Below are 23,503 nucleotides of genomic sequence, written 5' to 3'. Positions count from 1 at the left end.
GATGCCCAAGTGGCGTCGCCACCATCCAGCGGTTTCCACAGGCGCGCTCCGCGCAGGTTGTTCTCCACAGGCCGGCCGGCGCCCGGCAGACGGACGTCGGTGCTTCGACCTAGCGTCACCGCCATGACCACGACCGACCAGCGACCGGTGCTGCGCCTGCCCCCGCCGCCACCGATGCGCCCCCGTGAAGGTGGGGCGCTGCTGATCGCGCTGCCCGCACTCGGCGGCGTCGGCTCGGCCGTCTTCGTGGCCTCCTCCAGCCTGGGCGACTCGGGCGCGATGCGCACGCGCAGCCTCGTGGCGGCCGGGCTCTTCCTCGTGGTGACGGTCGCCTTCGTCGTCCTCCAGGTCGAGCGCCAGCGACGGCAGCGCCGCGACCACACCGGGATGAGCCGCGAGGACCACCTCGCCCATCTCGCCCGGGCCCGCGCCACCGTCGGCGCCGCCCGCAGCGGCCAGCGCGAGCGCACCCTGGCCCGCCACCCACCCCCGGCCCTCCTGCTCACCAGTCCGCTGCCCACGCCGCGCACGACCCTCGACGTGCGCATCGGTTCGGCGACCGGGCCGCTCACGCTCGGCCTCGAGGTCCCCGAACCGGTCCCCGGGCAGCCGGCCGACCCGGTCGCACAGCGGGCGCTCGACCGCTTCGTCGCTGCACACGGCCACGTGACCGATCTACCCGTGGAGGTGGACCTGGCGGCCACACCCGACATCGTCCTGACGGGGCCGACCGAGGCCACGCGCGCCAGCGCCCGCGCGCTCGTCTGCTCGGCCGCGCTGGGGCGCGACGCCTCCACGCTGCGGATCGCCGTCCTGCTCGATCCGGGTGACAGCGAGGCTGCGGCAGCGTGGGCCTGGCTCGCCTGGCTCCCGCACCACGGCTCCCCCATCGAGGTCGACGGCGTGGGGGCCACCCGCCTCGTCCTCGACTCCCGGGAGGCACTGGAGACGCTGCGCACACCCGGCGCGCACCTCCTCGTCGTCGACGAACGCAGGCAGGACCCGCGAGGCACGGACCGCCCGGTCACCACCCTGGTCCGGCTCGGCGGTGCCCCGACCTCCACGAGCACAGCGCTCGTCCTCGGGCCCGCAGCCCGCGTGCTCCGCGGCGGCGCCGACGTCACCCCGACGGCGTACGTCGCCGACAGCTGCGACACCGCCACCGCCGGCGCCTTCGCGCGCCGTCTCGCTCCCCTCTCGCGTGGGCAGGTCACGGAGGACGTCCTGACGCTCCTGCGCCGCGGTCCCCATGAGCCGCTCCGCGTCCCGATCGGCACCGACGAGAGCGGCGGAGTCACGCACCTCGACCTGCGCGAGCCGGCGGCGGGCGGCCACGGGCCGCACGGGCTCGTCATCGGCGCCACCGGCAGTGGCAAGTCCGAGCTGCTGCGCACGCTCGTCACCGGGCTCGCGCTCGCGCACCCGCCGGAGCAGGTCAACCTGCTGCTCGTCGACTTCAAGGGCGGCGCGACGTTCGCGGGGCTCGCCGAGCTGCCTCACACGGCCGGGCTGATCACCAACCTCGCCGGCGACCTGGCGCTGGTCGATCGCATGCAGGACGCCCTGGCCGGCGAGCTGACCCGGCGCCAGGAGCTGCTGCGCACGGCCGGGCGCACCACTGCACGCGAGCTCGACGGCGGTCCGCCCTCGCTGGTGGTCGTCGTCGACGAGTTCACCGAGCTGCTGGCCGCGCGCCCCGACCTGGCCGAGCTGTTCGCTGCCATCGGCCGCGTCGGACGCTCGCTGGGCGTGCACCTGCTCCTCGCCTCACAGCGGCTCGACGAAGGACGACTGCGCGGCCTGGAGTCACACCTCGGCTTCCGGATCGCGCTCCGCACCTTCTCCGCGGCCGAGTCACGCGCGGTCATCGGCGTGCCTGACGCGCACCGCCTCCCGTCGGCCCCGGGCGCCGGCTACCTCGCCACGGGGCCCGACGCGCCTGTCCGCTTCCAGGGCGTGCTGGTCTCCGCCCCGGGCCGCACGACGGTCCCCGGCGGCACCGTTCTCCCCTTCACCGCAGCCCGCGTCGACGACCCGGGCGCGCGGGTGGTCGAGACGCCGCCCCTCCTCCAGCGCGTCGTCGCCTCCGCGCGGGAACGCGCCGGCTCCGGTCGGCAGGCACGTCGGCTCTGGGTGCCCCCACTCGCCACCCCGGTCGCACTCGATGACCTGCTGTCCTCGGTCCCGGGCGCGGGAGCCGAGCGGCTGCCGGTGGGCATGGTGGACCTCCCGCGCGAGCAACGACACGAGCCGCTCCTGCTCGACCTGACGGGAACGACCGGGAACCTCGTCGTCGTCGGCGCGCCACGCACCGGCCGGAGCACGCTGCTCGCCACCGTCGTCAGGAGCCTCGCGGCGACGGCACCCGCCGGCAGCCTGCGCTTCGCGCTCGCCGACCTCGGCGGCGACCTGGCGGCGCTCGGCGACCTGCGCGACGTGGCGAGCCACGTCGACCGTAGCCAGCCCGCACAGCTGCGGGCGCTGGTCGAGCAGCTCTCGGCGGAGGCCTCACGCCGACGGAGCAGCCCCCGCACCGACGATCCCGAGGTGTACGTCGTGGTCGACGGCTGGTCGACCCTCCGCGACCGGTGGCCCGACGTGGAGCACGACCTGACCGCACTCGCGCAGGAGTCGCTCGCGGTCGGCATCCACCTCCTGGTGAGTGCAACCCGCTGGGGCGACCTCCGCCCGGCGCTCCGCGACGTCCTCGGCACGAAGCTCGAGCTCCGGCTCGGCGACCCGGCGGAGTCGGTCCACGGCCGTCACCGCGCCCAGGCCGTGCCGGCTCGGCCGGGCCACGGCCTGACGCCGGGCGGCCACCACTTCCTGGCGGCCGCCCCGGCAGCCGTCAGCGCCGGAAGACGCCCTTGAGGATGTTGGTCACGTTGCGGGCCAGCTGCTTCTTGCCGCGCGGCGCGAGGGCCGCAGCGATGTCGTCGGCGCTGTTCCACGCGGCGTCCGCGAAGGCGCCGCTGTGCTTGCCCTTGGCCTTCGGAGCGGGCTTCGCGGCCTGCTTCTCCTCCGCGGCCTTCTCCTTCGCCTGGGTCGCCTGGGCCGCAGCCTCGTCCGCCGCCTTCGCCGAGGCCGCCTCCTGGGCGCCGAGCTTCTCGGCTGCCGACTCGCTGTCCTGGACCTGGGAGTACTTCGCGTACAGCGGGCTCGCCTTCACCGCGGCCTCCATGCCTGCGGCCGGTGCGGCGTCCATGAGCGACTCGGGCGCACGCAGCCGGGTCCACGCGACAGGCGTCGGCGCGCCGCGTTCGTTCATGACCGTCACGACGGCCTCACCGATGCCGAGGGACGTGATCACCTCACCGAGGTCGGCGTACTCGCTGTCGGGGTACGTGTTGACCGTCGCCTTGAGCGCCTTGGCGTCGTTCGGGGTGTGGGCGCGGAGCTGGTGCTGGACGCGCGAGCCGAGCTGGGCCAGGACCTCGTCCGGCACGTCGGTGGGCGACTGGGTCACGAAGAAGACGCCGACACCCTTCGAGCGGATCAGGCGGACGGTCTGCGTGATGAGCGTCAGGAAGTCCTTCGACGCATCGGCGAAGAGCAGGTGGGCCTCGTCGAAGAAGAAGACCAGCTTCGGCTTGTCGAGGTCGCCCTCCTCGGGCAGCGAGCGGAAGAGCTGCGCGAGCAGCCACATCAGGAACGTCGAGAAGACAGCCGGCCGGTCCTGCAGGTTGGGCAGCTCCATGAGCGAGATGACGCCCTTGCCGTCGTGCACCTGGAGGAAGTCGGCGACGTCGAACTGCGGCTGGCCGAAGAAGAGGTCCGCGCCCTGGTCGGAGAAGGCGATCAGCTCGCGCAGGATGACGCCGGCGGTCGCCGAGGACAGGCCGCCGAGGTCCTCGAGCGCCGGCTTGCCCGCGTCGCTGGTCAGGAACTTCACGACCGCGCGGAGGTCCGCCAGGTCGACGAGCTCGAGACCGGCCTGGGCGGCGTAGTGGAAGACGAGTCCGAGGCTCGACTCCTGGGTCTCGTTGAGGCCGAGGACCTTCGCGAGCAGCGTGGGGCCGAACTCCTTCATCGTGACCCGGACGGGAGTGCCCGTGCCCTGGCCGCCGAGGGCGAAGAACTCGGTCGGGAACCCCTGCGCCTTCCACTCCTGGCCGACGGAAGCCGCCCGGGCGGTGATCTTGTCGCCGCCCTCGCCGGGCACCGAGATGCCGGAGAGGTCACCCTTGATGTCGGCTGCGAAGACCGCGACGCCGTTGCTGCTCAGCTGCTCCGCGAGGAGCTGCAGCGTCTTGGTCTTGCCGGTGCCCGTCGCGCCGGCAACGAGGCCGTGGCGGTTGAGCATGCCGAGCGGGATCCGGATGTGGACGTCGGTCAGCGTGTCCGCGTCGGCCATCAGGCCGCCGAGCTCGAGCGCCGCACCCTCGAACGCGTAGCCGGGCCGGATGGCGTCGGCGAGCTTGCTCCCACCGGCGGGAGCAGCGGGCGCTGCCTCGGGAACAGGCGCGGCGGGCGCCGCGGCAGCAGGTGCCGGAGCGGCCTCAGGAGCAGCGGCCGGAGCCTCGGCGGGAGCGGGGGCAGCGGGGGTCTCGGCCGCAGGGGCGGCGGGCTGCTCGGCAGGCGTGTCGGTCATGGCGCGAAGCCTAGATCTCACTCCACCACGAGCACAGCAGGTCGCGCCGTGTCAGTGCGACGCGGATCCCGTGGTGGCGAGCGTGGCGCCGAGGCCGATCATCATCACGCCACCCGCCGTCCCCATCCGGTCGAGCCGCTGCGGCTCGCGGGCAAACCAGTCACGCGCCCGCGAGGCGACCAGCACCCAGACCGAGTCGGAGGCGACGGCCATCGCCGAGAAGACGATGCCGAGCGCGAGCAGCTGCGGCGCCGCTGCTGCCCGGTCGTTGAGGAACTGCGGCAGGAACGCCGCGAAGAAGACGATCGTCTTGGGGTTCGTCGCCCCCACGACGAAGCCGGTGCGCACCGACCCCGCCGCCGACGTACGCCGGACCCCGCCGCGGGCGGCGAGCATCGCAGCGCGCGCGTCCCCGCGGTGGCGGATCGCCTGGACGCCGAGCCAGACGACGTACACCGCACCGACGAGCTTGAGCGCGGTGAAGGCGGCCGCGGAGGCGGCGACGAGCGCGCCGAGGCCGAGCGTGACCCCGAGGACCTGCACGAAGAGGCCGAGCGCGTTGCCGACGACGGACCACAGCGCGTCGGATCGCCCGACGGTCAGCGCGCGCCCGAGGGTGAAGAGCAGCGACGGGCCCGGCACCTGGATGAAGAGGATCGAGGCGACGAGGAACGTGGTCAGCTGGGCGAGGTCGGGCACCTCCCGATTGTGGGCGGCGTCCGGTCCGCAGGCAATCGGATTAGGATCGCGGGCGTGATCTTCAAGCGCGTCGGCGATGGCCGGCCCTATCCGGAGCACGGGACGACCTCCCAGGCCTGGACCAAGGTGCCGCCGCGACAGGTGCGCCTCGATCACCTGGTGACGACCAGGGACACGCTCAGGCTCACCTCGCTGCTCGATGAGGACTCGACCTACTTCGGTGACCTCTTCGCCCACGTGGTGCAGTGGCGTGGCGAGCTCTTCCTCGAGGACGGCCTGCACCGCGCCCTGCGAGCCGCACTGCAGCAGCGCAACGTCGTCCACGCCCGCGTGCTCGAGCTCGACGACTGATCAGGAGCGACATGGACCCGCACGAGACCTCCGGCCGCACCCTCGCAACCCTCGCCGGGTTGACGGTGCTGATGCTGGTGCTCGGCCTCTACTGGACGACCCGGCCGTTCCCTTCGCTGAGCAACTACAGCGACTCGTCGGCGTGCGCCGACACGCAGGTCACCGCGGGCCAGAAGGTGCACCCGAGCGAGGTCGTCGTCAGCGTCTACAACGCCGGCCGCAAGGCCGGCGGCGCGAGCACCGCGATGAAGAAGCTGATGAAGCGGGGCTTCGTGCCCGGCGACACCGGCAACGCAGGGACGGCCGACGTGAAGCGGGCCCAGGTCTGGGCCGACCCGAGCAGCCCCGCCGCGAAGCTGGTGGCGGCGCAGTTCGGCCCCGGCACCCAGATCCTCGACGGCAAGCCCGCGCTCGGCGACGGCATCGTGGTCGTCGTCGGCGACAACCTCCGCCGCTGGCACCCCCGCGTGGCGGCGGTCGTCGCCCAGGCTGACACCTTCATCTGCGGCCCCAAGGTCCCCTGAGCCACTCCGCGCGTACGACGGCCGACCCGGCTACTCGGCGGGCTCGCTGCCGAGCCACTGGGCGAGGCGACCCCCGCGGGAGACGAGGCGGAGCCGTTGCTCGGTGGCGTGGCGTTGCTTGCGCGGGGTGACGACGAGGAGCTCGTCGCCGTGGCGCAGGACGGTACGCCGCTCGGGCACCTTCATCTCGCCGTCACGGATGACGAGGGAGACCGAGGCGCCCTTGGGCAGGCGGAGCTCGCCGACCTCGACGCCGTGCATCTTCGACCGCGAGGTGACCCGGACCTGCAGGAGGTCGGCGGCGATGCGCTCGAGCGGCGCGGCTTCGATGGCGACCTCGCGCGGCTCGGCACGCTCTGCGACCCGGAGGAGCCGGGCGACGTACGGCAGCGTCGGGCCGGTGACGAGGGTGAAGACGACGACCATCACGAAGACGATGTCGAAGAGCCGCTGCGACCCGTCGATGCCCTCGGCGAGCGGGATCGTGCAGAAGACGATCGGCACCGCGCCGCGGAGGCCGGCCCACGACAGGAAGACCTTCTCGCGCCGGCCGAGCCCCGAGCCCAACGCCGACAGGTAGACCGACAGCGGCCGGGCGACGAGCGTCAGCAGGGCGCCGGCGGCCAACGCCAGCGCGATCGTCCCGAGCGTGATCCGCCCGGGCGAGAGCAGCAGGCCGAGCATGACGAAGAGCCCGATCTGCGCCATCCACGCGACGCCCTCGGCGAACGACCTCGTGCTGGCCCGGTGGGGCAGCTCGGCGTTGCCGAGCACCAGAGCGGCGACGTACACCGCGGCGAAGCCGGAGGCGTGGATGAAGGCTCCGCCGCCGTACGCGAGGATGCAGAAGGAGAGCACGGCCAGCGGGTAGAGGCCCGACGCCGGCAGCGCGGCGCGGCCCATCGTCCAGGCGCCGAGGTAGCCGACCGCGAGGCCGAGCAGCACGCCGACGACGAGCTCGTAGACGACCAGGCCGACCATGGCGGCGATGCCGTGCGACGAGCCGGCGCCCGACGACAGCAGCACGACGAGGACCACCACCGGCGCGTCGTTGAGGCCCGACTCCGCCTCCAGCGCGCCCGTGATGCTGCGGGGTAGGGGAACCGTGCGGAGCACGCTGAAGACCGCGGCCGCGTCGGTCGCGGAGATGGCGGCGCCGAGGAGAGCCGCGAGGTGCCAGTCGAGGCCCAGCAGGTAGTGCCCGAAGAGCGTCATCAGGCCGACCGAGACCGCGACGCCGACCGTCGCCAGCAGCACGCCCAGCCGCATCGCCGGCTTGATCGACTCCCACGACGTGGTCAGGCCGCCCTCACCCAGGATCAGCACCAGCGCCGCGAAGCCGAGTGCGTGCGCGAGCTCCGCGTCGTCGAACGGGATGCCGATGACCGACTCGCCGAGGACGACGCCCATGAGCAGGTAGAGCAGCAGCGACGGCAGGCCGAGACCGGCCGAGAGGCGCACCGCGAGGATCGCCAGGAGCGTGATCGCCGAGCCGGCCAGCAACGCGATGTCGAGCTGGTGGGCGTCGAAGGTCAAGAGGTCACCTCGGCGTCATAGGCGGCGGGATCGAAGTCTAGCGGCGCAGCGTTCACCCGGCTGCGACGTTGACGTCACCCGCGCCTGCTTGCCTCGACCCCATGAACCTCCGCCGCTCGGGCCGCGCCATCGCCCTCGTCCTCACCACCGCCTCGCTCTCGCTCACCGCCACCACCGCGTACGCCGCGTCCCCGGCACCCGCGCCCACGCCGACGCCGTCCGCCTCGGCCGCCACGAACGCCTCGGCCGCCACCGCGACCACCGCGCCCCTCGTCACCCGGCCGCTCGTCATCGGCCACCGCGGCGCCTCGGGCTACCGGCCGGAGCACACGCTGGCGTCGTACCGCCTCGCGATCGCGCAGGGCGCCGACTACGTCGAGCCCGACCTCGTGTCGACGAAGGACCACGTCCTCGTCGCGCGCCACGAGAACGAGATCAGCGGCACCACCGACGTCGCCGACCACCCGGAGTTCGCCGCCCGTCGCACCACGAAGGTGGTCGACGGTGTCTCCGAGACCGGCTGGTTCACCGAGGACTTCACCCTGGCGGAGCTCAAGACGCTGCGCGCCAAGGAGCGCCTGCCGCAGGTGCGGCCGGCCAATACGGCGTACGACGGGCGGTTCGAGATCCCGACGTTCCAGGAGGTGCTCAACCTGGTCCGCGCCGAGTCGAAGCGCTACGGCCGGACGATCGGCGTGTACCCCGAGACCAAGCACCCGTCGTACTTCGCCTCGATCGGGCTCAGCCTCGAGGAGCCCCTCGTCGCCGCGCTGCGCAAGGCCGACCTCGACGATGCCGACGACCCGGCGTTCATCCAGTCGTTCGAGACCGCCAACCTGCGCGAGCTCGACGGCCTGGTCGACACCCCGCTCATCCAGCTCGTCGACGCCTCCGGCTCCCCGTGGGACCTCACCGCCGCCGGCGACCCGCGCACCTACCGCAACGTGGTCTCGCCCGCCGGCCTCGCCGACGTCGCGACGTACGCCGACGGCATCGGCGCCAACAAGAACCTCGTGCTCCCCCGCACCGCCGGCGCCATCGGTACGCCGTCGAGCCTCGTCGCGGACGCCCACGCCGACGGCCTGCTCGTCCACGTGTGGACCATGCGCCGCGAGAATCAGTTCCTGCCGACCAACTTCCGCATCGGCACCGACCCGAACGCCCCCGGCGACCTCCCCGGGGAGACCCGCGCGTTCCTCGACGCCGGCGTCGACGGCGTCTTCAGCGACAACCCCGACCTCGCCGTCACCGCCCGCAACGCCTGGCTCAGCTGATCGCCCGGCCGGCCGGCGCAGCCGCGCGAGGGGGCCTGGCGGCCGGCCGGCTCCGGCAGGACGAGGTGCCCCACCCCCGGCACTTGGCGCCAGGAGCGAGGAACGAGCGGATGGTGCCAGCCGGGCGGTGGGGCGGCCTCGGCCGGCTGGAGCCGGGCGGCCACACCGACCCGCCTCAGAGGATGTCGTGCACGAACTCCGAGAGCTGGGTCAGGTTGCGGCACTCCACCATCGGCACCAGGTCCGCATAGCGCGTCGCCACGGAGTCACCCGTGTCCCAGTTGCGGCGTACCTCGGGATTGAGCCACCACTGCTTCTTGCTGCGCTCGACAATCGTCTTCAGCGCGTCGATCTTCAGGTCGGCGTAGTTGGAGCGCGCGTCGCCGAGCACGAGGAACGACGTCTTCGGGCCGAGCGCGTCGGGGTACTTCTCCACGAACTTCGAGAACGCCCGGCCGTAGTTGGTCCGGCCGAACCGCGCCGCCTGGGCCGACTGCGCGACGAGCCCGGTCATGATGTCGACGAGGTCGCCGCCGGGCACGAACTGGTCGGTCACCTCGACCACGTCGTCGACGAACGTGAAGGCGCGCACCTTGCCGAACTGCTCGCGCAGCGCGTAGACGAGCAGCAGCGTGAACGCCGCGAAGTTGGCCACCGACCCGGACACGTCGCAGAAGACGACGAGCTCGGTCTTGTGCGGCCGCTTCGGCTTGTGGTGCGTGGTGAGCGGGACGCCGCCGGTGGCGATCGACGCCCGGACCGTACGCCGGAAGTCGAGCGGACCGCGGCGCCGGGCGTGGTGCTCCTGGGTGAGCCGCGTGGCCAGCCGCCGCGCGAGCGGGTAGATCTGCCGGCGGAGCTCCTCGACGTCGTCGCGGCGCATCGAGAGGAAGTCGAGCCGGTCGAGCGTCGGGCGGACGACGGTCTCCTGGACCTTCTCGACGCCCTTCTCCTGCGCGATCCGGCGGACCGCGTCGGCCTCGGACAGGCCGGTGAAGACGCCGATCCGGCGGGTGGCGACCGCGCGGGCCTCCTCCTCGCCGAACCCCTGGGCCTCGAGGCCCTGCATGATCCGGAAGGCGAGGTCCTCGGGCCGGATCCGCTTCATCGCCGTGTAGGCGCTCCAGGTCGAGCGGCCGGGCCCCTGCCCCGGCAGCGCACCGAACTGGCCGACGCCGAAGATCGCGAGCTCGGCGATCCGCTGCCGGTCGTCCTCCTGCAGCGCCCGGCCGAGCTCCTCGCGGAACTCCTCGAGCGCCTGCGGTCCGTCGTCGGCGAGCTGCTGGGCGAGCTCGTTGTCGCCCTCCTTGGTGACCAGCTCGTAGCCGTCGGTGTCGCCTGCGGAGATGCCGGCGCCCATGCGCCCGTCGCCGATCAGCGCGGGGAACCAGAGGTCGAAGAGCTGGTCGAAGCCGGGCCGGTGGCCGTCGCGCTTGCAGAGCGTCGCGGCGTACACCGCGCGGACGGTCTCGCGGTCATCGAGCTCGATGTGCGTCAGCGCACGGGCGGCGTCGATGTCCTCGGCGAGGCTCACCGACAGGCCGGCGGCGCGGAGCGCCTCGACGAAGCCGATGTGCCGGTCGAGGAGCACGGGTCAGCGCCCCAGCTTCAGCTCGCGGACCGCGCGCTCCTGGTCGGAGCGGTGCTTGAGCACGACGCCGAGCGTGCGGGTGATCGCGGCGTCGTCGAGCTTGCCGATCTGCAGCGCGACGAGCGTGCGGGCCCAGTCGACGGATTCGGCGATCGACGGCGACTTCTTCAGCTCGAGGTCGCGCATGCGGCCGATCGTCTCGACCAGCTGGCCGGCGACCTTGTCCGAGACGCCCGGCACCTGCGAGAGGACGATCTCCTTCTCGCGCTTCGCGTCGGGGTAGTCGAGGTGGAGGTAGAGGCAGCGGCGCTTCACGGCCTCGGACAGCTCGCGCGAGGCGTTGGAGGTGAGGATGACGAACGGCTTGCGCACCGCCGAGACCGTGCCCATCTCCGGGATCGTGACCTGGAAGTCCGACAGGATCTCGAGCAGCAGCCCCTCGACCTCGACGTCGGTCTTGTCGACCTCGTCGATGAGCAGCACCGTCGGCTCGGTACGCCGGATGGCAGTCAGCAGCGGCCGGGTCAGCAGGAACTCGTCGGTGAAGATGTCGTCGTGGGTCTGCTCCCAGTCCTGCGACGTGTCGGTGGCCTGGATGCGCAGCAGCTGCTTCTTGTAGTTCCACTCGTAGAGCGCCCGCGCCTCGTCGAGCCCCTCGTAGCACTGCAGGCGGATCAGCTCGGCGTCGGTCGCGCGTGCCACCGCCTTGGCCAGCTCGGTCTTGCCGACACCGGCCGGGCCCTCGAGCAGGAGCGGCTTCTCCAGCGCACCCGTGAGGTACGCCGTGGTGGCGGTCGGGGTGTCGGTCAGGTAGCCGACCGCGTTGAGCCGCGTGGCGGCGTCGTCGGGGCTCTGGAACCAGGTGCTGGTGCTCACGTCGCGATCGTAGGGCCGGATCACATCAACTCGTCCCGAGAGTGACCGATCACGCAGTGGCCGGGCAGTAGCCAAATCGAGCCTGCGCCGTTGAACCAGCGTGAACTTCCGGGGCCCGCGCACTCTCTCGCAGACGATGACCTTCGCCGTGGCGAAGGCCTGCGTGGCGACGTTCGCGGTGCTCGCCGGCCACGTGACCCTCTCCGTGGCCAGCGACCTCTACGGCTTCGCGAGCCCGGCCGAGCCGGCCCCGGCCCAGGTCGTCGAGGTCCAGCAGTCCGAGCTGGTCCTCGCCCCCTGACGGCCGCGACAGGCTCGACCACGGCGTACGCCGCTCACGCGTAGGCGTAGTCCTCCAGCGGGAAGCGGACCGCCTCACGGTGCGCCGCGATCGTCGACGTGGGCCGCAGCAGCGTCGCCTCCCCGTGCTGGTTGAAGTAGTACGAGTTGGCCGAGGCGCACGAGCCGAGGGTGAAGACCGAGTCACTGAGCTTCGCGGTCATCCGCGCGAGGAAGCGGTCGTTGGCCTCCTGGGTCACCTCGAAGACGGTCGCGCCTCGCTCCTGCATCGCGCCGAGCAGCCGGTCCATGTGCTTCATCTGCGACTCGACGGTGGTGAAGTACGACAGCCCGCTGTACGAGTAGGGGCTGTTGAGCGACAGCAGGTTGGGGAAGCCCGGCATCGTGATGCCCTCGTAGGCCTGGAAGCGGGTCTCGCGCCACCACTTCCCGAGGTTCTTGCCGTCGCGGCCGATGATCTCGATCGCCGGGAAGTTGGCGTCCCAGAGGTTGAAGCCCGTGGCCAGGATCAGCACGTCGATCTCGGTGCGGTGGCCGTCGACGGTGCGGATTCCGGTCTTGTCGACCGCCGCGATCGAGCCCGTCTCGAGGTGCACGTGCGGCTTGTTGAACGTCGGGTAGTACGTGTTCGAGAACGTCGGGCGCTTGCAGCCGAAGGTGTAGTCGGGCGTGAGCTTCCGGCGCGTCTCGGGGTCGCGGACCTGGCGGGCGAGGTGGCGCAGCGCGATCTTCTCCGCGACCTTGCTGAACGGCCGGAACTCCCGGTACTTCAGCACGCCCGCGACCATCAGCACCTCCAGCACCGAGGTCCCGCCGAGGCGGACCGCCTTCTGCGTGAAGGGCAGCGCCGCGAAGGCCTTCTGCACGGCCTTCGGGATGGCGACGTCCGACTTCGGCGTCACCCAGATCGGCGTGCGCTGGTAGACGGTCAGCTCGGCGACCTCCTTCGCCACCTCCGGGATCAGCTGGACGGCGGTCGCGCCGGTGCCGATGATCGCCGCGCGCTTGCCGGCCAGGTCGTAGGAGTCGTCCCACGCGGTCGTGTGGATGACCTTGCCCGCGAAGGTGTCGATGCCGTCGATGTCGGGCATCTTGGGCTGGCTCAGGAAGCCGGTCGCCGTCACGAGCCAGACCGCGGACAGGGTCTCGCCACTCTCGAGGGACACATGCCAGAGCCGCGCCTCCTCGTCCCAGCGGGCACCGGTCACCACGGTGTCGAAGCGCATGTGCCGCTTGAGGTCGTAGGTGTCGGCGACGTGGACGGCGTACTTCTTGAGCTCGGCGCCGGGCGCGTAGAGCCGCGACCAGTACGGGTTGGGCTCGAAGGAGTAGGAGTACGTCGACGACGGGATGTCGACGGCGAGCCCGGGATAGCGGTTGACGTGCCAGGTGCCGCCGAGGTCGGACTCGCGCTCGAGGATGACGAGGTCGTCGTAGCCGAGCCGCCTCAGCTGGATGGCGGCGCCCATGCCGCCGAAGCCGGCGCCGACGATGATCGCGTCGTGGTGGCTGCGCATCACTGGTTCTCCACTCGGTCGAGGTAACGCTGACGGACGGTCGGGTCGACGCGGCTGATCGCGGCATCGTCGTGGGCCAGCCGGCGGATCAGCCGGACGGCGCCTTCGGGGATGAGCGGGACGGTCTTGGTCGCCAACCCGACGTACGACGGTACGGCGATCTCGGCGGCCCGCGACCTCACCGAGCCGACGATCGCGGCGGCGATGTCCTCGGGGTCGACAGTCGGCAGCACGCCGAGGTCGATGCCCGAGCTGAGCTCGGTGCGGACCGCGCTGGGCAGCACGCAGGTGACGCTGACGCCGGTGCCGGCCATCTCGAGGCGCACCGCGGCGGTCAGGCCGACCGCGGCGAACTTGGTGGCGTTGTAGACCGCGAGGCCCTGGAGCGGGAACTTGCCGGCGAGCGAGGCGACGTTGACGACGTGGCCGTGGCCCCGCTCGACCATCGCCGGGAGCACCGCGCGCATGCCGTGGATCGGGCCGTGGACGTTGACGTCGAACTGGAGCCGGTCGATCCGCTCGGCGCCGTCGAGGAAGGCGCCGTTGGGCATGATGCCCGCGTTGTTGACGAGCACCTCGACGTGCGTGCCGTGCGCGGTCTCCGCCGCCTCGACGTACGCCGCGAAGGACGCCTTGTCGCTCACGTCGAGCGGGTGCGCGGTGACGGTCGGGCCGAGCCCGGCCGCCGCCGCCCGGGCCAGCTCGAGGTCGAGGTCGCCGATCGCGACCCGGGCACCCTTCGCCACGAAGGCCTTCGCCGTGGCCAGCCCGATGCCGCGCGCACCGCCGGTGATGGCGACGAGCGTGCCGTCGAGCTGGATCTTCGGGTAGCGGCTCATGCGGAGACCTCCTGGAGGGACGGGCTGGTGCTGTAGACGGTCGGGTCGAAGCGGCTGAAGCGACGCGTGAGCGCCCCGCTCGACCACGGCCAGGCGAAGCTGTTGCGGCCGTTGGCGTCGCGGTAGTAGCTGTTGCACTCCGCGCGGTTGTACGCCGTCCCCTCGAGGCCGGCCTGTACCTCGTCGACGTAGTCGCGCATGACGTCGGCGCGGACGTCGAGCGTGACCTCGGCAGCACGCGCATGGCCGATCGCCTGCACGACGTACGCCGTGACGGCCTCGACGATCTGGAAGGCGCTGGTGTGGCCCGTGCCGAGCGACGGCCCGAGCACGATGAAGGCGTTGGGGAAGCCGGGGACGACCGTGCCGAGGTAGGCCTCGGGCGAGCCGGCCCAGACGTCGGCCAGCGTCTGGCCGCCGGCGCCCCGCACGTGCTCGGCGACCGGCATGTCGAGGATGTGGAAGCCGGTGCCGAGGATGATCGCGTCGACCGCGGCCTCGCTGCCGTCGGCGCCCACGACCACGTCGCCGCGGATCTCGCGCACGCCGGTGGCGAGCACCTCGACGTTCGGCTGCTGCAGCGCCTGGAACCAGTTGTTGGAGAAGAGGATCCGCTTGCAGCCCATCGCGTACCCGGGGGTCAGCCTCGCGCGCAGGCCGGGGTCGCGCACGGCCGCCTTGAGGTAGCCCTCGGCGACTTTCTGCAACCCCACCATCACGGGCTTCGGGCGGTGGAAGCCGCGGCCGACGAGCTCCATCGCGGCGTACTCGACCCGCTTCATCGAGCGGTTGAGCAGCGGGACGTGGCGCAGCGCCAGCTTCTCGAGCGACGGCACGGCGTGGTCGGCCTTCGGAAGCACCCAGTGGGCGGTGCGCTGGAAGAGCGAGAGGTGCGCGACCTGCTTCTGGATCTCGGGCACGAACTGCACCGCCGATGCGCCCGTGCCGATGACGGCCACGCGCTTGCCGGTGAGGTCGTAGTCGTGGTCCCACTGCGCGGAGTGGAAGACCCGGCCCGGGAAGTCCGCGAGGCCGGGGAGGTCGGGGATGTTCGGCGCGTCCCACGGGCCGGCCGCGGAGATCAGGAAGCGGGCGCTCATCGGGCCGTCGCTGGTGGCCAGCTGCCAGGCCTGCCCGTCCCACGCCGCGTCGTCCATCCGGACGCCGAAGCGGGTCACCTCGTCGACGCCGTGCTCGCGCGCCACCCGCTCGACGTACTCCTTGATCTCGGCCTGGCCGGCGTAGACGCGCGACCAGTCGGCGTTCTGCGCGAAGCTGAAGGAGTAGAGCCGCGAGGGCACGTCGCAGGCGCAGCCGGGGTAGGTGTTGGCGCGCCAGGTCCCGCCGAAGCTGTCGCCCTTCTCGAGGACGACGACGTCGGTCACGCCCGCCTCGCGCAGCTTGATCGCGGCACAGATGCCGGAGATGCCGGCGCCGATGATGACGACCTCGTGGTGGCTCATGCGGGGGTCCTGTTCGAGTGGGCGAGCGCGGTCGCGACGGTGGCGGGCAGCGCCGCGCGGGCGGCGGCCAGGGTGGCCGGACGGCGCCGGAGGTCCATGAAGTTGGCACCCATCGCGGCGAGCTCGGCAGCACCCGGCTCGACCCGGACGACCGTGAGGCCGGCGGCGCGCAGCGCGGCGACCTCCCGGTCGAGGCCGGCGGTCATCTGGCGGCGGAGCAGCCGCTCGATCCGGCTCGCACCCCGGCCGGGCACCCCGCCAGCGGTGGTCATCGGCGCGAGGACGACGACCTCGTCGAGGTCCTGCCCGAGCAGCAGGTCGGCGGAGACCGAGGAGCTCGAGCCGCCGTCGAGGTAGTCGCGCCCGGCGATCGTGACCGGCGGGAACCAGCCCGGGATCGCCCACGACGCCGCGATCGCATCGTCCAGCGCTGCCTGCGGGGCACCGTCCGAGCCGAACGCCACGCGCTCGCCACTGCGGGTGTCGGTGCCGACGATCCAGGTCGCCGGGTGCGCCACCCAGCCGGACGGAGCGGCCAGGGACGCGCCGTACTCCCGGAGGAAGGTGGCGTCGCCACGGCCGCGCGGCAGCAGCCCCGCCATCACCGTGTACGCCGCGTGGTTGCGGAACCCGGCGGCGACCAGGCCGCGCGCCGGCAGGGCGGGGCGCGGGACGGGCGGCAGCATGCCCGGGTGCGCCGCGACGTGGCGGGCGAGGACCGGGTCGGCGCCCTCGACGCCGTCGAGCGCGTCGAGCAGGTCCTGCGGGGTGCGGCCGCTGCCCAGGGCGGCGACCAGCTCGGAGCCGGCGGAGGTGCCGAGGAGCACGGCGGCCTCGCGGACGTCCCAGTCCAGCGCCTTCTGCACCTCGTCGAGGGCGACCGCCGTCCAGGCGAACCCGAGGGTGCCGCCGCAGCCGATCGCCAGCGCGCGCTTCGTCATGAAGATCCTTACGGAATGGAATGTCAGTGCCGGAACGGTATGTCATTTTCTGGGCCGCAGCAATAGACTCACCCACCATGAGCGCCCAGCAGACCGCCGCGGAGGTCGCCCCGCTGAGCCGCGTCGAGCGGCGCAAGGCCGAGCTGCGCCGCGAGATCATCGACGCGGCGTTCGAGTGCTTCGCGGCCAACGGCTACCACGCGACCGGCATCGCCGACATCGCCGCGCGCCTGGGCATCGGGCACGGCACCTTCTACCGCTACTTCGCCAACAAGCGCGACATCGTCGAGCACGTCATCAACGACCTGATCGAGCGCGTCGTCGCGACCCTCACGGCGGAGAACGCCCCCGACGCCCCCCACTCGCTGGAGGAGTACCGCGCGCAGACCGCCCGCATCGGCGACGCGCTGGCCGACGTCTTCGGGGAGGACCCGCGCGTCCCCCGGATGCTGCTGCTCGTGGCGCCCGGCATCGACAAGGAGATGGGCGCGCGGATCCTCGACTTCTTCGCGCTCGCGACGACCCTGACCGCCGCCTACGTGCAGCACGGCGTCACGGAGGGCTACCTGCCCGACGACCTCGACGTCGACAACACCGCACGCGCGATCAACGGCATGATCCTCGCCTCCGTCCTGGCCGCACTGCACGACCCGGAGCTCGACCAGCAGCGGCTCCGCGCCGCCATCCAGCGAGTCATGTACGACGGCATCTCCGGACGCCGCTGACCACTCCACGTGTGCCGTGATCGGGCCGTGACCTGCACGTTCCTGCATTGCAGAAACGTGTAGTCCGCACACTCTTCCCGCCGTCGAGCGCCGCTTCCTACCGTGACGTCACCTGCTACCGCAGGCCCTGACACCCGGAGGACACACCATGCCCCTCAGCAAGTGGAAGGCGGTCCTGGCGGCCGCCGTCGGCACCACCGCCATCGCCGGCACCGCGTACGCCGCGGACATCCCGTCGTGGCAGCAGTTCGAGGCCTCGACCTACACCGACCCGACCGGCGTGCGGATCGTCAACGGCGACGAGCCGGTCGACAGCACCGGCGAGCTCCGCCAGTTCTACGACTCCCTGACGAGCACGCCCAAGCAGGGCAAGAAGCTCGAGGAGGGCCTGATCGTCAACACCGTCAACGGCGCCGACGACAAGTGGTCGGCGAGCCAGGTCGGCAACCTGACCTACTGCGTGAGCGACAAGTTCGGCGCTGACAAGGCCGGCATCGTCGCGGCGATGAACGGTGGTGCAGCCCTCTGGGAGAACGCCTCGTCGGCGATCGACTTCGTCTACGTGCCGAGCCAGGACTCCTCGTGCAGCACCCGCAACAACAACGTCCTCTTCTCGGTCGAGCCGGTCTCCACGTCGCAGTACATCGCGCGCTCCTTCTTCCCCTCCACGCCGAAGCGCTCGCGCAACGTGCTCGTCGACGACTCGATCTTCACCTCGGGCAGCTGGACGCCGTCCAACATCCTCGGCCACGAGCTGGGCCACACGCTGGGCTTCCGCCACGAGCACACGCGGCCCGAGGCCGGCACCTGCTTCGAGGACAACAACTGGCGTCCGCTGACGCCGTACGACTCGGTCTCGATCATGCACTACCCGCAGTGCAACGGCGGCTCGGACAACCTCCAGTTCAGCTCGTACGACGCCCAGGGTGTCCGCGCGCTCTACGGCTCCTGAGACGCCCCGCCCCCCAGGTCCCCGCATCCCTCCCCCGCGGGTGAGGCCCGCCCGGCAACCAGCCGGGCGGGCCTCTTTCTGCATCTGCGGCGGTTCGGGGCGTTAGCCGAGGCGCCGAGCGGGTACGCGGAGGGTGGCCCGTCCCCGCCAACCAATCCCCCGGCGCGGGGCGGGTCCACCACGAAGGCGCCGGGCCGCGCACTTCAGGCCACGCTTCAGGCCACGCTTCAGGCCACGCGCTGGCGCTCGATCCGGGCCACCGCGGCGTCGAAGCCGGTCCGCCCCTGCCGGCGGTACGCCGCCCGGGCGCGCGGCAGCAGCCGGACCCTCTCCGGCACCCGCGGCCAGGCGACCCGCATCGAGGCCATGAACGCCGCGTGCCCGGCCGCCTGCGCCGGGCCCCACGCGAAGCCGCACCGCTCGCGCAGCTGCGGGGGCAGGCAGCCCACCGCGACATCGCGCGCGGGCAGTCCGCCGAGCCGCGAGGCGACCTGCCACAGCGGCCCGGGCAGCCAGGGCTGCTCCATCCGCCACGGCCGGTTGAGGTAGTCGATCAGGCCCTGCGCGGCCGGCGTGACCTCGAGGACGTGGTCGACGTGGTGGTCCCAGTACTCCAGGAAGTCGCCGTACGTCCGCGGGACGACGCGCATCGTCATGCCGTACATCCGCCACCAGTCGACGGTCTCGGCGTAGTACGCCTCCCGGACCGTCGGCGACATGCGGCGCTTGACCAGGTCGTCGACCCGGAAGGCCACGTCGACGAAGGTGGCGTGCGCCCAGAAGAAGGTCTCCGGGTCGAGCGCGTGGTAGCGCTCGCCCGACGGCATGGAGCCCTTGATGTCGCGGTGGAAGTCGCGGACCCGGTGCGCCTGCCGGTCGGCCGTGTCGCCATCGAAGATCATCCCGAGGATCTGCGGGACCGACCGGGTCAGTCGCTGGAACGGCTCGTCGTAGAAGGCCGAGTGCTCCTCCACCCCCTTGCCGAGCGCGGGGTACATCAGCTGCATCAGGCCGGTCGCCGGCGCGAAGACGAAGCCGGCGCGGTCGCCGTACGACTCGTAGAGGAGCGATCCGGGGCCGAATCCCATCTCAGGCTCCGTCGGCGATCGGGCGGGCGTGCGGTACCGGGCAGCCGGGGGCGAAGGTGCCCAGCTCGTCGACCGTGAAGCCGTCGGGGTAGCTGCGGATCCGGCGGAGGTCGCGGACGTGGACCGGTCGGCGCCGCGCCGGGAGCAGCGCGACGACGCGGGCGCGCAGCCTCAGGGCCGTCCGTGCGAGGCGGCGGGCGAAGGCGCCCGGCTCCTCCAGCCCGAAGGCCGCCAGCAGCTCCGGCTCCATCAGCGACCGGCTGAAGACGTCGACCACCCGGCGGGCCGGTCGCGGGTAGAAGGACGCGAGCAGGTCGAGCGTGGCCCGCGCGACCCGCGCGGCGCCCTCGTCGTAGGCGAAGTGGGCGGCCTCGTAGTCGTCCATCAGCCGCGCGAACCCGTCGTACGTCGTCGGGACGTCACGGATCCCCATGTGGCGGCCGAGCTCGCGGTAGTACTGCACGCCGGCCTCGATCTCGAACGGCTCGAACGGCCGCCAGCCGAAGTCGGCGTTCCACCGCACCGGCACGACGACGAACGTCGCCAGGACGTAGCGCATGTCGTCGTTGCTGATGTCGTACATCCGGTGCATCTGGTTGATCCGGCGTACGGCGGCACGGCCCTGCGGGCTGGCGAAGCCCTCGAGCCCGACGGCCTCGAGCAGGATCGCGGTGTCGTCGTAGCGCTTCTGCGTCGCGCTCGTGAACGCACCCGTCCGGTCGAGGAGCCCGCCGATGCTCGGCACGGCGTACGTACGGAAGAGGGCGAGGCTCAACGCCTGCAGCGTGTCCCACGGGAACTCGTAGAGGGACAGGTTGCGGACGATCTCCAGGTGGTCGGTCGCGGGATCGAGACCGGCACTCCGGCTGCGCGTGGCCATGCCTCAGGAAAGACCCTGGCAACGCCTGTTGTCAATGGCCCGGACGGGCCGGTCTCGCGGAGCTGCCTCAGGCGGAGAAGCGGCGCTGCGGCGCGTGGGCGAGCCGGAGCACGTGGGCGCAACGCGGGCAGGCGCCCTTGGCGGTGGCGTCGAACGGACGGCCCCAGAAGACCGGCCAGGCGATCGCGGACTGGCCACACGCGGTCACGAGGGAGCCCTCGAGCTTGACGTGGTGGGTGCCCCACGGCTCGCGGTCCTGGCGGTGCGGCGCGAGGTGGGGTGCGGTGACCTGCCAGTCACGGCGCTCCTCGACGACGAACACGGACGGGGACACAGCGCGGGCCATGAGGGGGAACTTCCTTCAGTCGGGGGAGTGGCTTGCGTCACCATTCTCCGACCGCGGAACCCATGCGTCCAATGCCTCATTGCAGGGTTAGGCATGCGCCCGCCGCATGCTTCGAGCGTCAGCCCAGGGCGCGGACCGCGATCGCAGCCGCGGCATCGACGACCGCCGCCAGCCCCGCCTCGTCGCCGCCCGCCCGGATGTGACGGCTGAGCAGGTGCTCGAAGCCCGCCACGAGCGCGACACCGAACTCCGCGGGCACGTCGCCCCGGTCGCCGTCGCCGAACCGCGCGACGAGGAGGCGCTCCCCCACCGCCTCCATCACCCGGTCGTGGAGCGCACGGACCTCGTCGCTGCCCCGGAGCATCTCCACGTGCAGCGCGCGCGTGGCCCCGGGCGTCGCGGCCAGGAGCTCGATGTAGGCGCCGAGGAAGCGGCGTACGCGGGCCTCGAAGTCGTCGCCGTCAGCCGGCGCCGTGGCGTCGATCGCCTCGATCAGCCGGGCGAAGCCGGTTTCGATCGCCGCGGTGAAGCAGTCCTCGAGGCCGTCGAAGAGCTCGTAGAACGTACGCCGCGAGACGGCCGCCGCGGCGACGACGTCGGCGATGCGGGTGCCGCTCCAGCCGCGCTCCCCCACGACCTGGACGACGGCCCGCAGGAGGCGGGCGCGCTGGGAGGCGACGACGGCCTCGGCATCGATGCCGTGGCGGCCGCGCGGGAGGCGCTCGGGGGTGATGTCGGACACAGACACGTGGATGACCCTATCGATCCGGAGGAAAGTTCCCTATCTTGGTACCACAGCGTACCCAAAAGCATCGAACCTCCCGAGCCCGCCCCTTGACCGGGCCCTCCCCAGAACGGCAGCGTGCAACCCATGTCCGACTACTTCGTCACCGGCGCCACCGGCTTCATCGGCCGCTTCCTCGTCCAGGAGCTCATCGCCAACCGCGAGGGCCAGATCTACGTCCTCTGCCGCGCCGGCTCGCTCGGTCGCCTGCAGAAGCTGATCGACGAGTGGGGCTCGGACCGGGTCGTCCCGGTCGTCGGCGACCTGTCGGCGCCGCAGCTCGGTGTCGACGCGGAGTGGGTCGCGGCGCACCGCGGCACGATCGGTCACTTCTTCCACCTCGCCGCGATCTACGACATGACCGCCGACGACGCGACCAACGACGCGATGAACATCGACGGCACCCGCAACGCCCTCGAGCTCGCGGGTGCGCTCTCCGCCGGCACGTTCCACCAGGTCTCCTCGGTCGCTGCCGCCGGTGACTACAAGGGCGTCTTCACCGAGGACATGTTCGACGAGGGGCAGCCGCTCCCCTCGCCGTACCACCGGACGAAGTTCGAGTCGGAGAAGATCGTGCGCGAGGAGTCGCCGGTGCCGTGGCGCGTCTACCGTCCGGCGATCGTGGTGGGTCACTCGGAGACCGGCCAGATGGACAAGATCGACGGCCCCTACTACTTCTTCCCGCTGATCAAGCGCCTGCGCGACTCGCTCCCCGGCTGGATCCCGCTGCTCGGCCTCGACCTGCGCGACACCAACGTCGTCCCGGTCGACTACGTCGCCAAGGCGATGGACCACATCGCCCACGTCCCCGGCCAGGACGGCCAGGCGTTCTTCCTCACCAACCCGGACCCGCAGGGCGCGATCGAGATGATCAACCTCTTCTGCCGCGCGGCGCGGGCGCCGAAGTTCGCCACCCCGATCGACCGCCGGATCTCGGACTCCCGCGCGATCCAGGCGCTGCCGTCGGGCCTGCGTCCCGCCTCCCTCTTCGCGGCCGCCGTGCACTCCAAGCCGGTCACCGCCGTCTTCGACCAGACCGTCGGCCGTCTCGGCATCCCGTCCGAGGTCCTCGGCCACGTCAACTTCACCGCCGTCTTCGACTCCTCCAAGGCCCAGGCGCTGCTCGCCGGCTCCGGCATCAGCGTCCCGCCCCTCGAGTCGTACGCCGAGAAGCTGTGGAACTACTGGGAGGAGAACCTCGACGACAGCACGTCGCGCGACAAGAAGGCGAAGCGCGCCCTCGAGGGCAAGTACGTCGTGATCACCGGCGCCTCCTCCGGCATCGGCGAGGTGACCGCCAAGAAGGTCGCCCAGCTCGGCGGCATCCCGGTCCTCGTCGCCCGCGGCCGCGAGAAGCTCGAGACCCTGCAGCGCACCATCGAGATGCGCGGCGGACAGGCGTTCGTCTACCCGTGCGACCTCTCCGACTACGAGGCGATCGACGCCCTCGCCGCGAAGCTCTCCGCCGAGCTCCCCCGCATCGACTTCGTCGTCAACAGCGCCGGCCGCTCGATCCGGCGTTCGATCAAGCTGTCGCTCGACCGCTTCCACGACTTCGAGCGCACCATGCAGCTCAACTACTTCGGCGCGATCCGCCTGGTCATGGGACTGATCCCGAAGATGTCGGCCACCGGTGGCGGCCACATCGTCAACCTCTCCTCGATCGCGGTCCTCACCAAGATCCCGCGCTTCTCGGCGTACGCCGCGTCGAAGGCCGCGCTCGACTCCTGGTCGAACGTCGTCGGCTCGGAGCTCCACAGCGACGGCATCTCGTTCACCACGATCCGGATGCCGCTCGTGCGCACGCCGATGATCGCCCCGACGAAGATGTACGAGAAGTTCCCGACGATCTCCCCCGGCCAGGCCGGCGACATCGTCGTGCGGGCGCTCGTGGAGAAGCCCGAGGCGATCAACACCCTCGGCGGCCAGTTCGGTGCGGCCCTGCACACCGCTGCCCCGAAGACCGCCCACAAGGTGCTCAACATCGCCTACCAGGCGTTCCCCGACTCGGCTGCCGCCCGCGCCCACGCTGCCGACGAGGAGGCCGCCGCCCACCCCCGCGAGACCGCCTCGCAGAAGGAGATGGTCGGCCGCCTCCTGAAGGGCCTGCGCTGGGGCCGCTGACGCCTGGCCCAGCGCTGTAAAGCGCAGTTACTCGCACTACCGCGCCCGTACACGGGCGCGGTAGTGCTGTTTTCAGCGCTCCAGTCGCGACGAAGCGCTCCG

The 23,503-nt window shown here is 71.9% G+C and carries 21 protein-coding genes; 8 read left to right on the top strand and 13 right to left on the bottom strand.

Features of this window, described 5'->3' with window-relative positions; all coding sequences use genetic code 11:
• Positions 1–123: 123 nt before the first annotated feature.
• On the top strand, positions 124–2,871 hold the full coding sequence (locus IEX47_RS09010) for an FtsK/SpoIIIE domain-containing protein (protein ID WP_188783663.1): 2,748 nt from the start codon (positions 124–126) through the stop codon (positions 2,869–2,871).
• Here the strand turns inward: IEX47_RS09010 and IEX47_RS09005 are convergent.
• Positions 2,849–4,591 (bottom strand): helicase HerA-like domain-containing protein, encoded by a 1,743-nt coding sequence (locus tag IEX47_RS09005; protein WP_188783662.1) that lies wholly within the window; start codon positions 4,589–4,591, stop codon positions 2,849–2,851. The two genes, IEX47_RS09010 and IEX47_RS09005, sit on opposite strands and share 23 nt — an antisense overlap.
• 51 nt (positions 4,592–4,642) lie before the next feature.
• Positions 4,643–5,290 carry a LysE family translocator gene (locus IEX47_RS09000; protein ID WP_188783661.1) on the bottom strand — a complete coding sequence of 216 codons (648 nt, stop codon included), beginning with the start codon at positions 5,288–5,290 and terminating at the stop codon, positions 4,643–4,645.
• A 54-nt stretch (positions 5,291–5,344) separates the two neighbouring features.
• On the opposite strand from IEX47_RS09000, the gene IEX47_RS08995 reads away from it, so the two are divergent.
• Entirely contained in the window at positions 5,345–5,641 is a 297-nt protein-coding gene (locus IEX47_RS08995) for a type II toxin-antitoxin system VapB family antitoxin (protein WP_188783660.1), read from the top strand.
• A gap of 11 nt (positions 5,642–5,652) precedes the next feature.
• Entirely contained in the window at positions 5,653–6,165 is a 513-nt protein-coding gene (locus IEX47_RS08990) for a LytR C-terminal domain-containing protein (RefSeq protein ID WP_188783659.1), read from the top strand.
• A gap of 30 nt (positions 6,166–6,195) precedes the next feature.
• On the opposite strand, the gene IEX47_RS08985 is transcribed toward IEX47_RS08990, so the two are convergent.
• Positions 6,196–7,701 carry a potassium/proton antiporter gene (locus IEX47_RS08985; protein ID WP_188783658.1) on the bottom strand — a complete coding sequence of 502 codons (1,506 nt, stop codon included), beginning with the start codon at positions 7,699–7,701 and terminating at the stop codon, positions 6,196–6,198.
• A 101-nt stretch (positions 7,702–7,802) separates the two neighbouring features.
• On the opposite strand from IEX47_RS08985, the gene IEX47_RS08980 reads away from it, so the two are divergent.
• Complete coding sequence (locus tag IEX47_RS08980) at positions 7,803–8,975, top strand: glycerophosphodiester phosphodiesterase (protein WP_188783657.1); 1,173 nt, start codon at positions 7,803–7,805, stop codon at positions 8,973–8,975.
• Positions 8,976–9,150: 175 nt separating this feature from the next.
• On the opposite strand, the gene IEX47_RS08975 is transcribed toward IEX47_RS08980, so the two are convergent.
• Both IEX47_RS08975 and IEX47_RS08970 read right to left on the bottom strand, forming a co-directional pair.
• Positions 9,151–10,566, bottom strand: a complete 1,416-nt coding sequence (locus IEX47_RS08975; protein ID WP_188783656.1) for a vWA domain-containing protein — start codon at positions 10,564–10,566, stop codon at positions 9,151–9,153.
• 3 nt (positions 10,567–10,569) lie between these two features.
• Positions 10,570–11,442, bottom strand: coding sequence for an AAA family ATPase (locus IEX47_RS08970; RefSeq protein ID WP_188783655.1), 873 nt, complete (start codon positions 11,440–11,442; stop codon positions 10,570–10,572).
• 136 nt (positions 11,443–11,578) lie between these two features.
• Between IEX47_RS08970 and IEX47_RS08965 the strand changes: the two genes are divergently transcribed.
• Entirely contained in the window at positions 11,579–11,743 is a 165-nt protein-coding gene (locus IEX47_RS08965; protein ID WP_188783654.1) for a hypothetical protein, read from the top strand.
• 34 nt (positions 11,744–11,777) lie between these two features.
• Here the strand turns inward: IEX47_RS08965 and IEX47_RS08960 are convergent, their stop codons facing one another.
• From IEX47_RS08960 to IEX47_RS08945, 4 genes are read right to left on the bottom strand one after another with little or no spacing between them, the layout of a single operon-like run.
• Positions 11,778–13,259, bottom strand: a complete 1,482-nt coding sequence (locus IEX47_RS08960; RefSeq protein ID WP_188783653.1) for a flavin-containing monooxygenase — start codon at positions 13,257–13,259, stop codon at positions 11,778–11,780.
• The gene (locus tag IEX47_RS08955; protein ID WP_188783652.1) at positions 13,259–14,098 is read right to left on the bottom strand and encodes an SDR family oxidoreductase; all 840 of its coding nucleotides are present in this window, start codon (positions 14,096–14,098) and stop codon (positions 13,259–13,261) included. The genes IEX47_RS08960 and IEX47_RS08955 overlap by 1 nt, the downstream gene beginning before the upstream one ends.
• Entirely contained in the window at positions 14,095–15,561 is a 1,467-nt protein-coding gene (locus IEX47_RS08950) for a flavin-containing monooxygenase (RefSeq protein WP_188783651.1), read from the bottom strand. The genes IEX47_RS08955 and IEX47_RS08950 overlap by 4 nt, the downstream gene beginning before the upstream one ends.
• The gene (locus IEX47_RS08945; RefSeq protein WP_188783650.1) at positions 15,558–16,502 is read right to left on the bottom strand and encodes a patatin-like phospholipase family protein; all 945 of its coding nucleotides are present in this window, start codon (positions 16,500–16,502) and stop codon (positions 15,558–15,560) included. The genes IEX47_RS08950 and IEX47_RS08945 overlap by 4 nt, the downstream gene beginning before the upstream one ends.
• A gap of 77 nt (positions 16,503–16,579) precedes the next feature.
• Between IEX47_RS08945 and IEX47_RS08940 the strand changes: the two genes are divergently transcribed.
• Complete coding sequence (locus IEX47_RS08940; RefSeq protein ID WP_188783649.1) at positions 16,580–17,227, top strand: TetR/AcrR family transcriptional regulator; 648 nt, start codon at positions 16,580–16,582, stop codon at positions 17,225–17,227.
• A 148-nt stretch (positions 17,228–17,375) separates the two neighbouring features.
• Entirely contained in the window at positions 17,376–18,179 is an 804-nt protein-coding gene (locus IEX47_RS08935; RefSeq protein WP_188783648.1) for a zinc metalloprotease, read from the top strand.
• Positions 18,180–18,406: 227 nt separating this feature from the next.
• Here IEX47_RS08935 and IEX47_RS08930 read toward each other — a convergent pair whose 3' ends face one another.
• The 4 genes from IEX47_RS08930 to IEX47_RS08915 form a co-directional block, all read right to left on the bottom strand.
• Positions 18,407–19,267, bottom strand: a complete 861-nt coding sequence (locus IEX47_RS08930; protein ID WP_188783647.1) for an oxygenase MpaB family protein — start codon at positions 19,265–19,267, stop codon at positions 18,407–18,409.
• 1 nt (position 19,268) lies between these two features.
• Positions 19,269–20,147 carry an oxygenase MpaB family protein gene (locus tag IEX47_RS08925; RefSeq protein WP_188783646.1) on the bottom strand — a complete coding sequence of 293 codons (879 nt, stop codon included), beginning with the start codon at positions 20,145–20,147 and terminating at the stop codon, positions 19,269–19,271.
• A 67-nt stretch (positions 20,148–20,214) separates the two neighbouring features.
• On the bottom strand, positions 20,215–20,493 hold the full coding sequence (locus IEX47_RS08920) for a hypothetical protein (RefSeq protein ID WP_188783645.1): 279 nt from the start codon (positions 20,491–20,493) through the stop codon (positions 20,215–20,217).
• Between the two features lie 118 nt (positions 20,494–20,611).
• The gene (locus IEX47_RS08915; protein ID WP_188783644.1) at positions 20,612–21,241 is read right to left on the bottom strand and encodes a TetR/AcrR family transcriptional regulator; all 630 of its coding nucleotides are present in this window, start codon (positions 21,239–21,241) and stop codon (positions 20,612–20,614) included.
• 123 nt (positions 21,242–21,364) lie between these two features.
• On the opposite strand from IEX47_RS08915, the gene IEX47_RS08910 reads away from it, so the two are divergent.
• The gene (locus tag IEX47_RS08910) at positions 21,365–23,401 is read left to right on the top strand and encodes an SDR family oxidoreductase (protein WP_188783643.1); all 2,037 of its coding nucleotides are present in this window, start codon (positions 21,365–21,367) and stop codon (positions 23,399–23,401) included.
• The last annotated feature ends 102 nt before the right edge of the window (positions 23,402–23,503 follow it).

This window comes from Nocardioides phosphati, assembly GCF_014646375.1.
Classification (GTDB): Bacteria; Actinomycetota; Actinomycetes; order Propionibacteriales; family Nocardioidaceae; genus Nocardioides; species Nocardioides phosphati.
This window is presented reverse-complemented; position numbering and strand designations above follow the sequence as displayed.

What these genes read in the sequence shown, in the direction of transcription:
- IEX47_RS09010 (WP_188783663.1), top strand. Translation starts at nt 124, where the DNA reads ATGACCACGACCGACCAGCGACCGGTGCTGCGCCTGCCCCCGCCGCCA.
- IEX47_RS09005 (WP_188783662.1), bottom strand. Translation starts at nt 4,591, where the DNA reads ATGACCGACACGCCTGCCGAGCAGCCCGCCGCCCCTGCGGCCGAGACC.
- IEX47_RS08990 (WP_188783659.1), top strand. Translation starts at nt 5,653, where the DNA reads ATGGACCCGCACGAGACCTCCGGCCGCACCCTCGCAACCCTCGCCGGG.
- IEX47_RS08980 (WP_188783657.1), top strand. Translation starts at nt 7,803, where the DNA reads ATGAACCTCCGCCGCTCGGGCCGCGCCATCGCCCTCGTCCTCACCACC.
- IEX47_RS08965 (WP_188783654.1), top strand. Translation starts at nt 11,579, where the DNA reads ATGACCTTCGCCGTGGCGAAGGCCTGCGTGGCGACGTTCGCGGTGCTC.
- IEX47_RS08960 (WP_188783653.1), bottom strand. Translation starts at nt 13,259, where the DNA reads ATGCGCAGCCACCACGACGCGATCATCGTCGGCGCCGGCTTCGGCGGC.
- IEX47_RS08955 (WP_188783652.1), bottom strand. Translation starts at nt 14,098, where the DNA reads ATGAGCCGCTACCCGAAGATCCAGCTCGACGGCACGCTCGTCGCCATC.
- IEX47_RS08950 (WP_188783651.1), bottom strand. Translation starts at nt 15,561, where the DNA reads ATGAGCCACCACGAGGTCGTCATCATCGGCGCCGGCATCTCCGGCATC.
- IEX47_RS08945 (WP_188783650.1), bottom strand. Translation starts at nt 16,502, where the DNA reads ATGACGAAGCGCGCGCTGGCGATCGGCTGCGGCGGCACCCTCGGGTTC.
- IEX47_RS08940 (WP_188783649.1), top strand. Translation starts at nt 16,580, where the DNA reads ATGAGCGCCCAGCAGACCGCCGCGGAGGTCGCCCCGCTGAGCCGCGTC.
- IEX47_RS08935 (WP_188783648.1), top strand. Translation starts at nt 17,376, where the DNA reads ATGCCCCTCAGCAAGTGGAAGGCGGTCCTGGCGGCCGCCGTCGGCACC.
- IEX47_RS08930 (WP_188783647.1), bottom strand. Translation starts at nt 19,267, where the DNA reads ATGGGATTCGGCCCCGGATCGCTCCTCTACGAGTCGTACGGCGACCGC.
- IEX47_RS08925 (WP_188783646.1), bottom strand. Translation starts at nt 20,147, where the DNA reads ATGGCCACGCGCAGCCGGAGTGCCGGTCTCGATCCCGCGACCGACCAC.
- IEX47_RS08920 (WP_188783645.1), bottom strand. Translation starts at nt 20,493, where the DNA reads ATGGCCCGCGCTGTGTCCCCGTCCGTGTTCGTCGTCGAGGAGCGCCGT.
- IEX47_RS08910 (WP_188783643.1), top strand. Translation starts at nt 21,365, where the DNA reads ATGTCCGACTACTTCGTCACCGGCGCCACCGGCTTCATCGGCCGCTTC.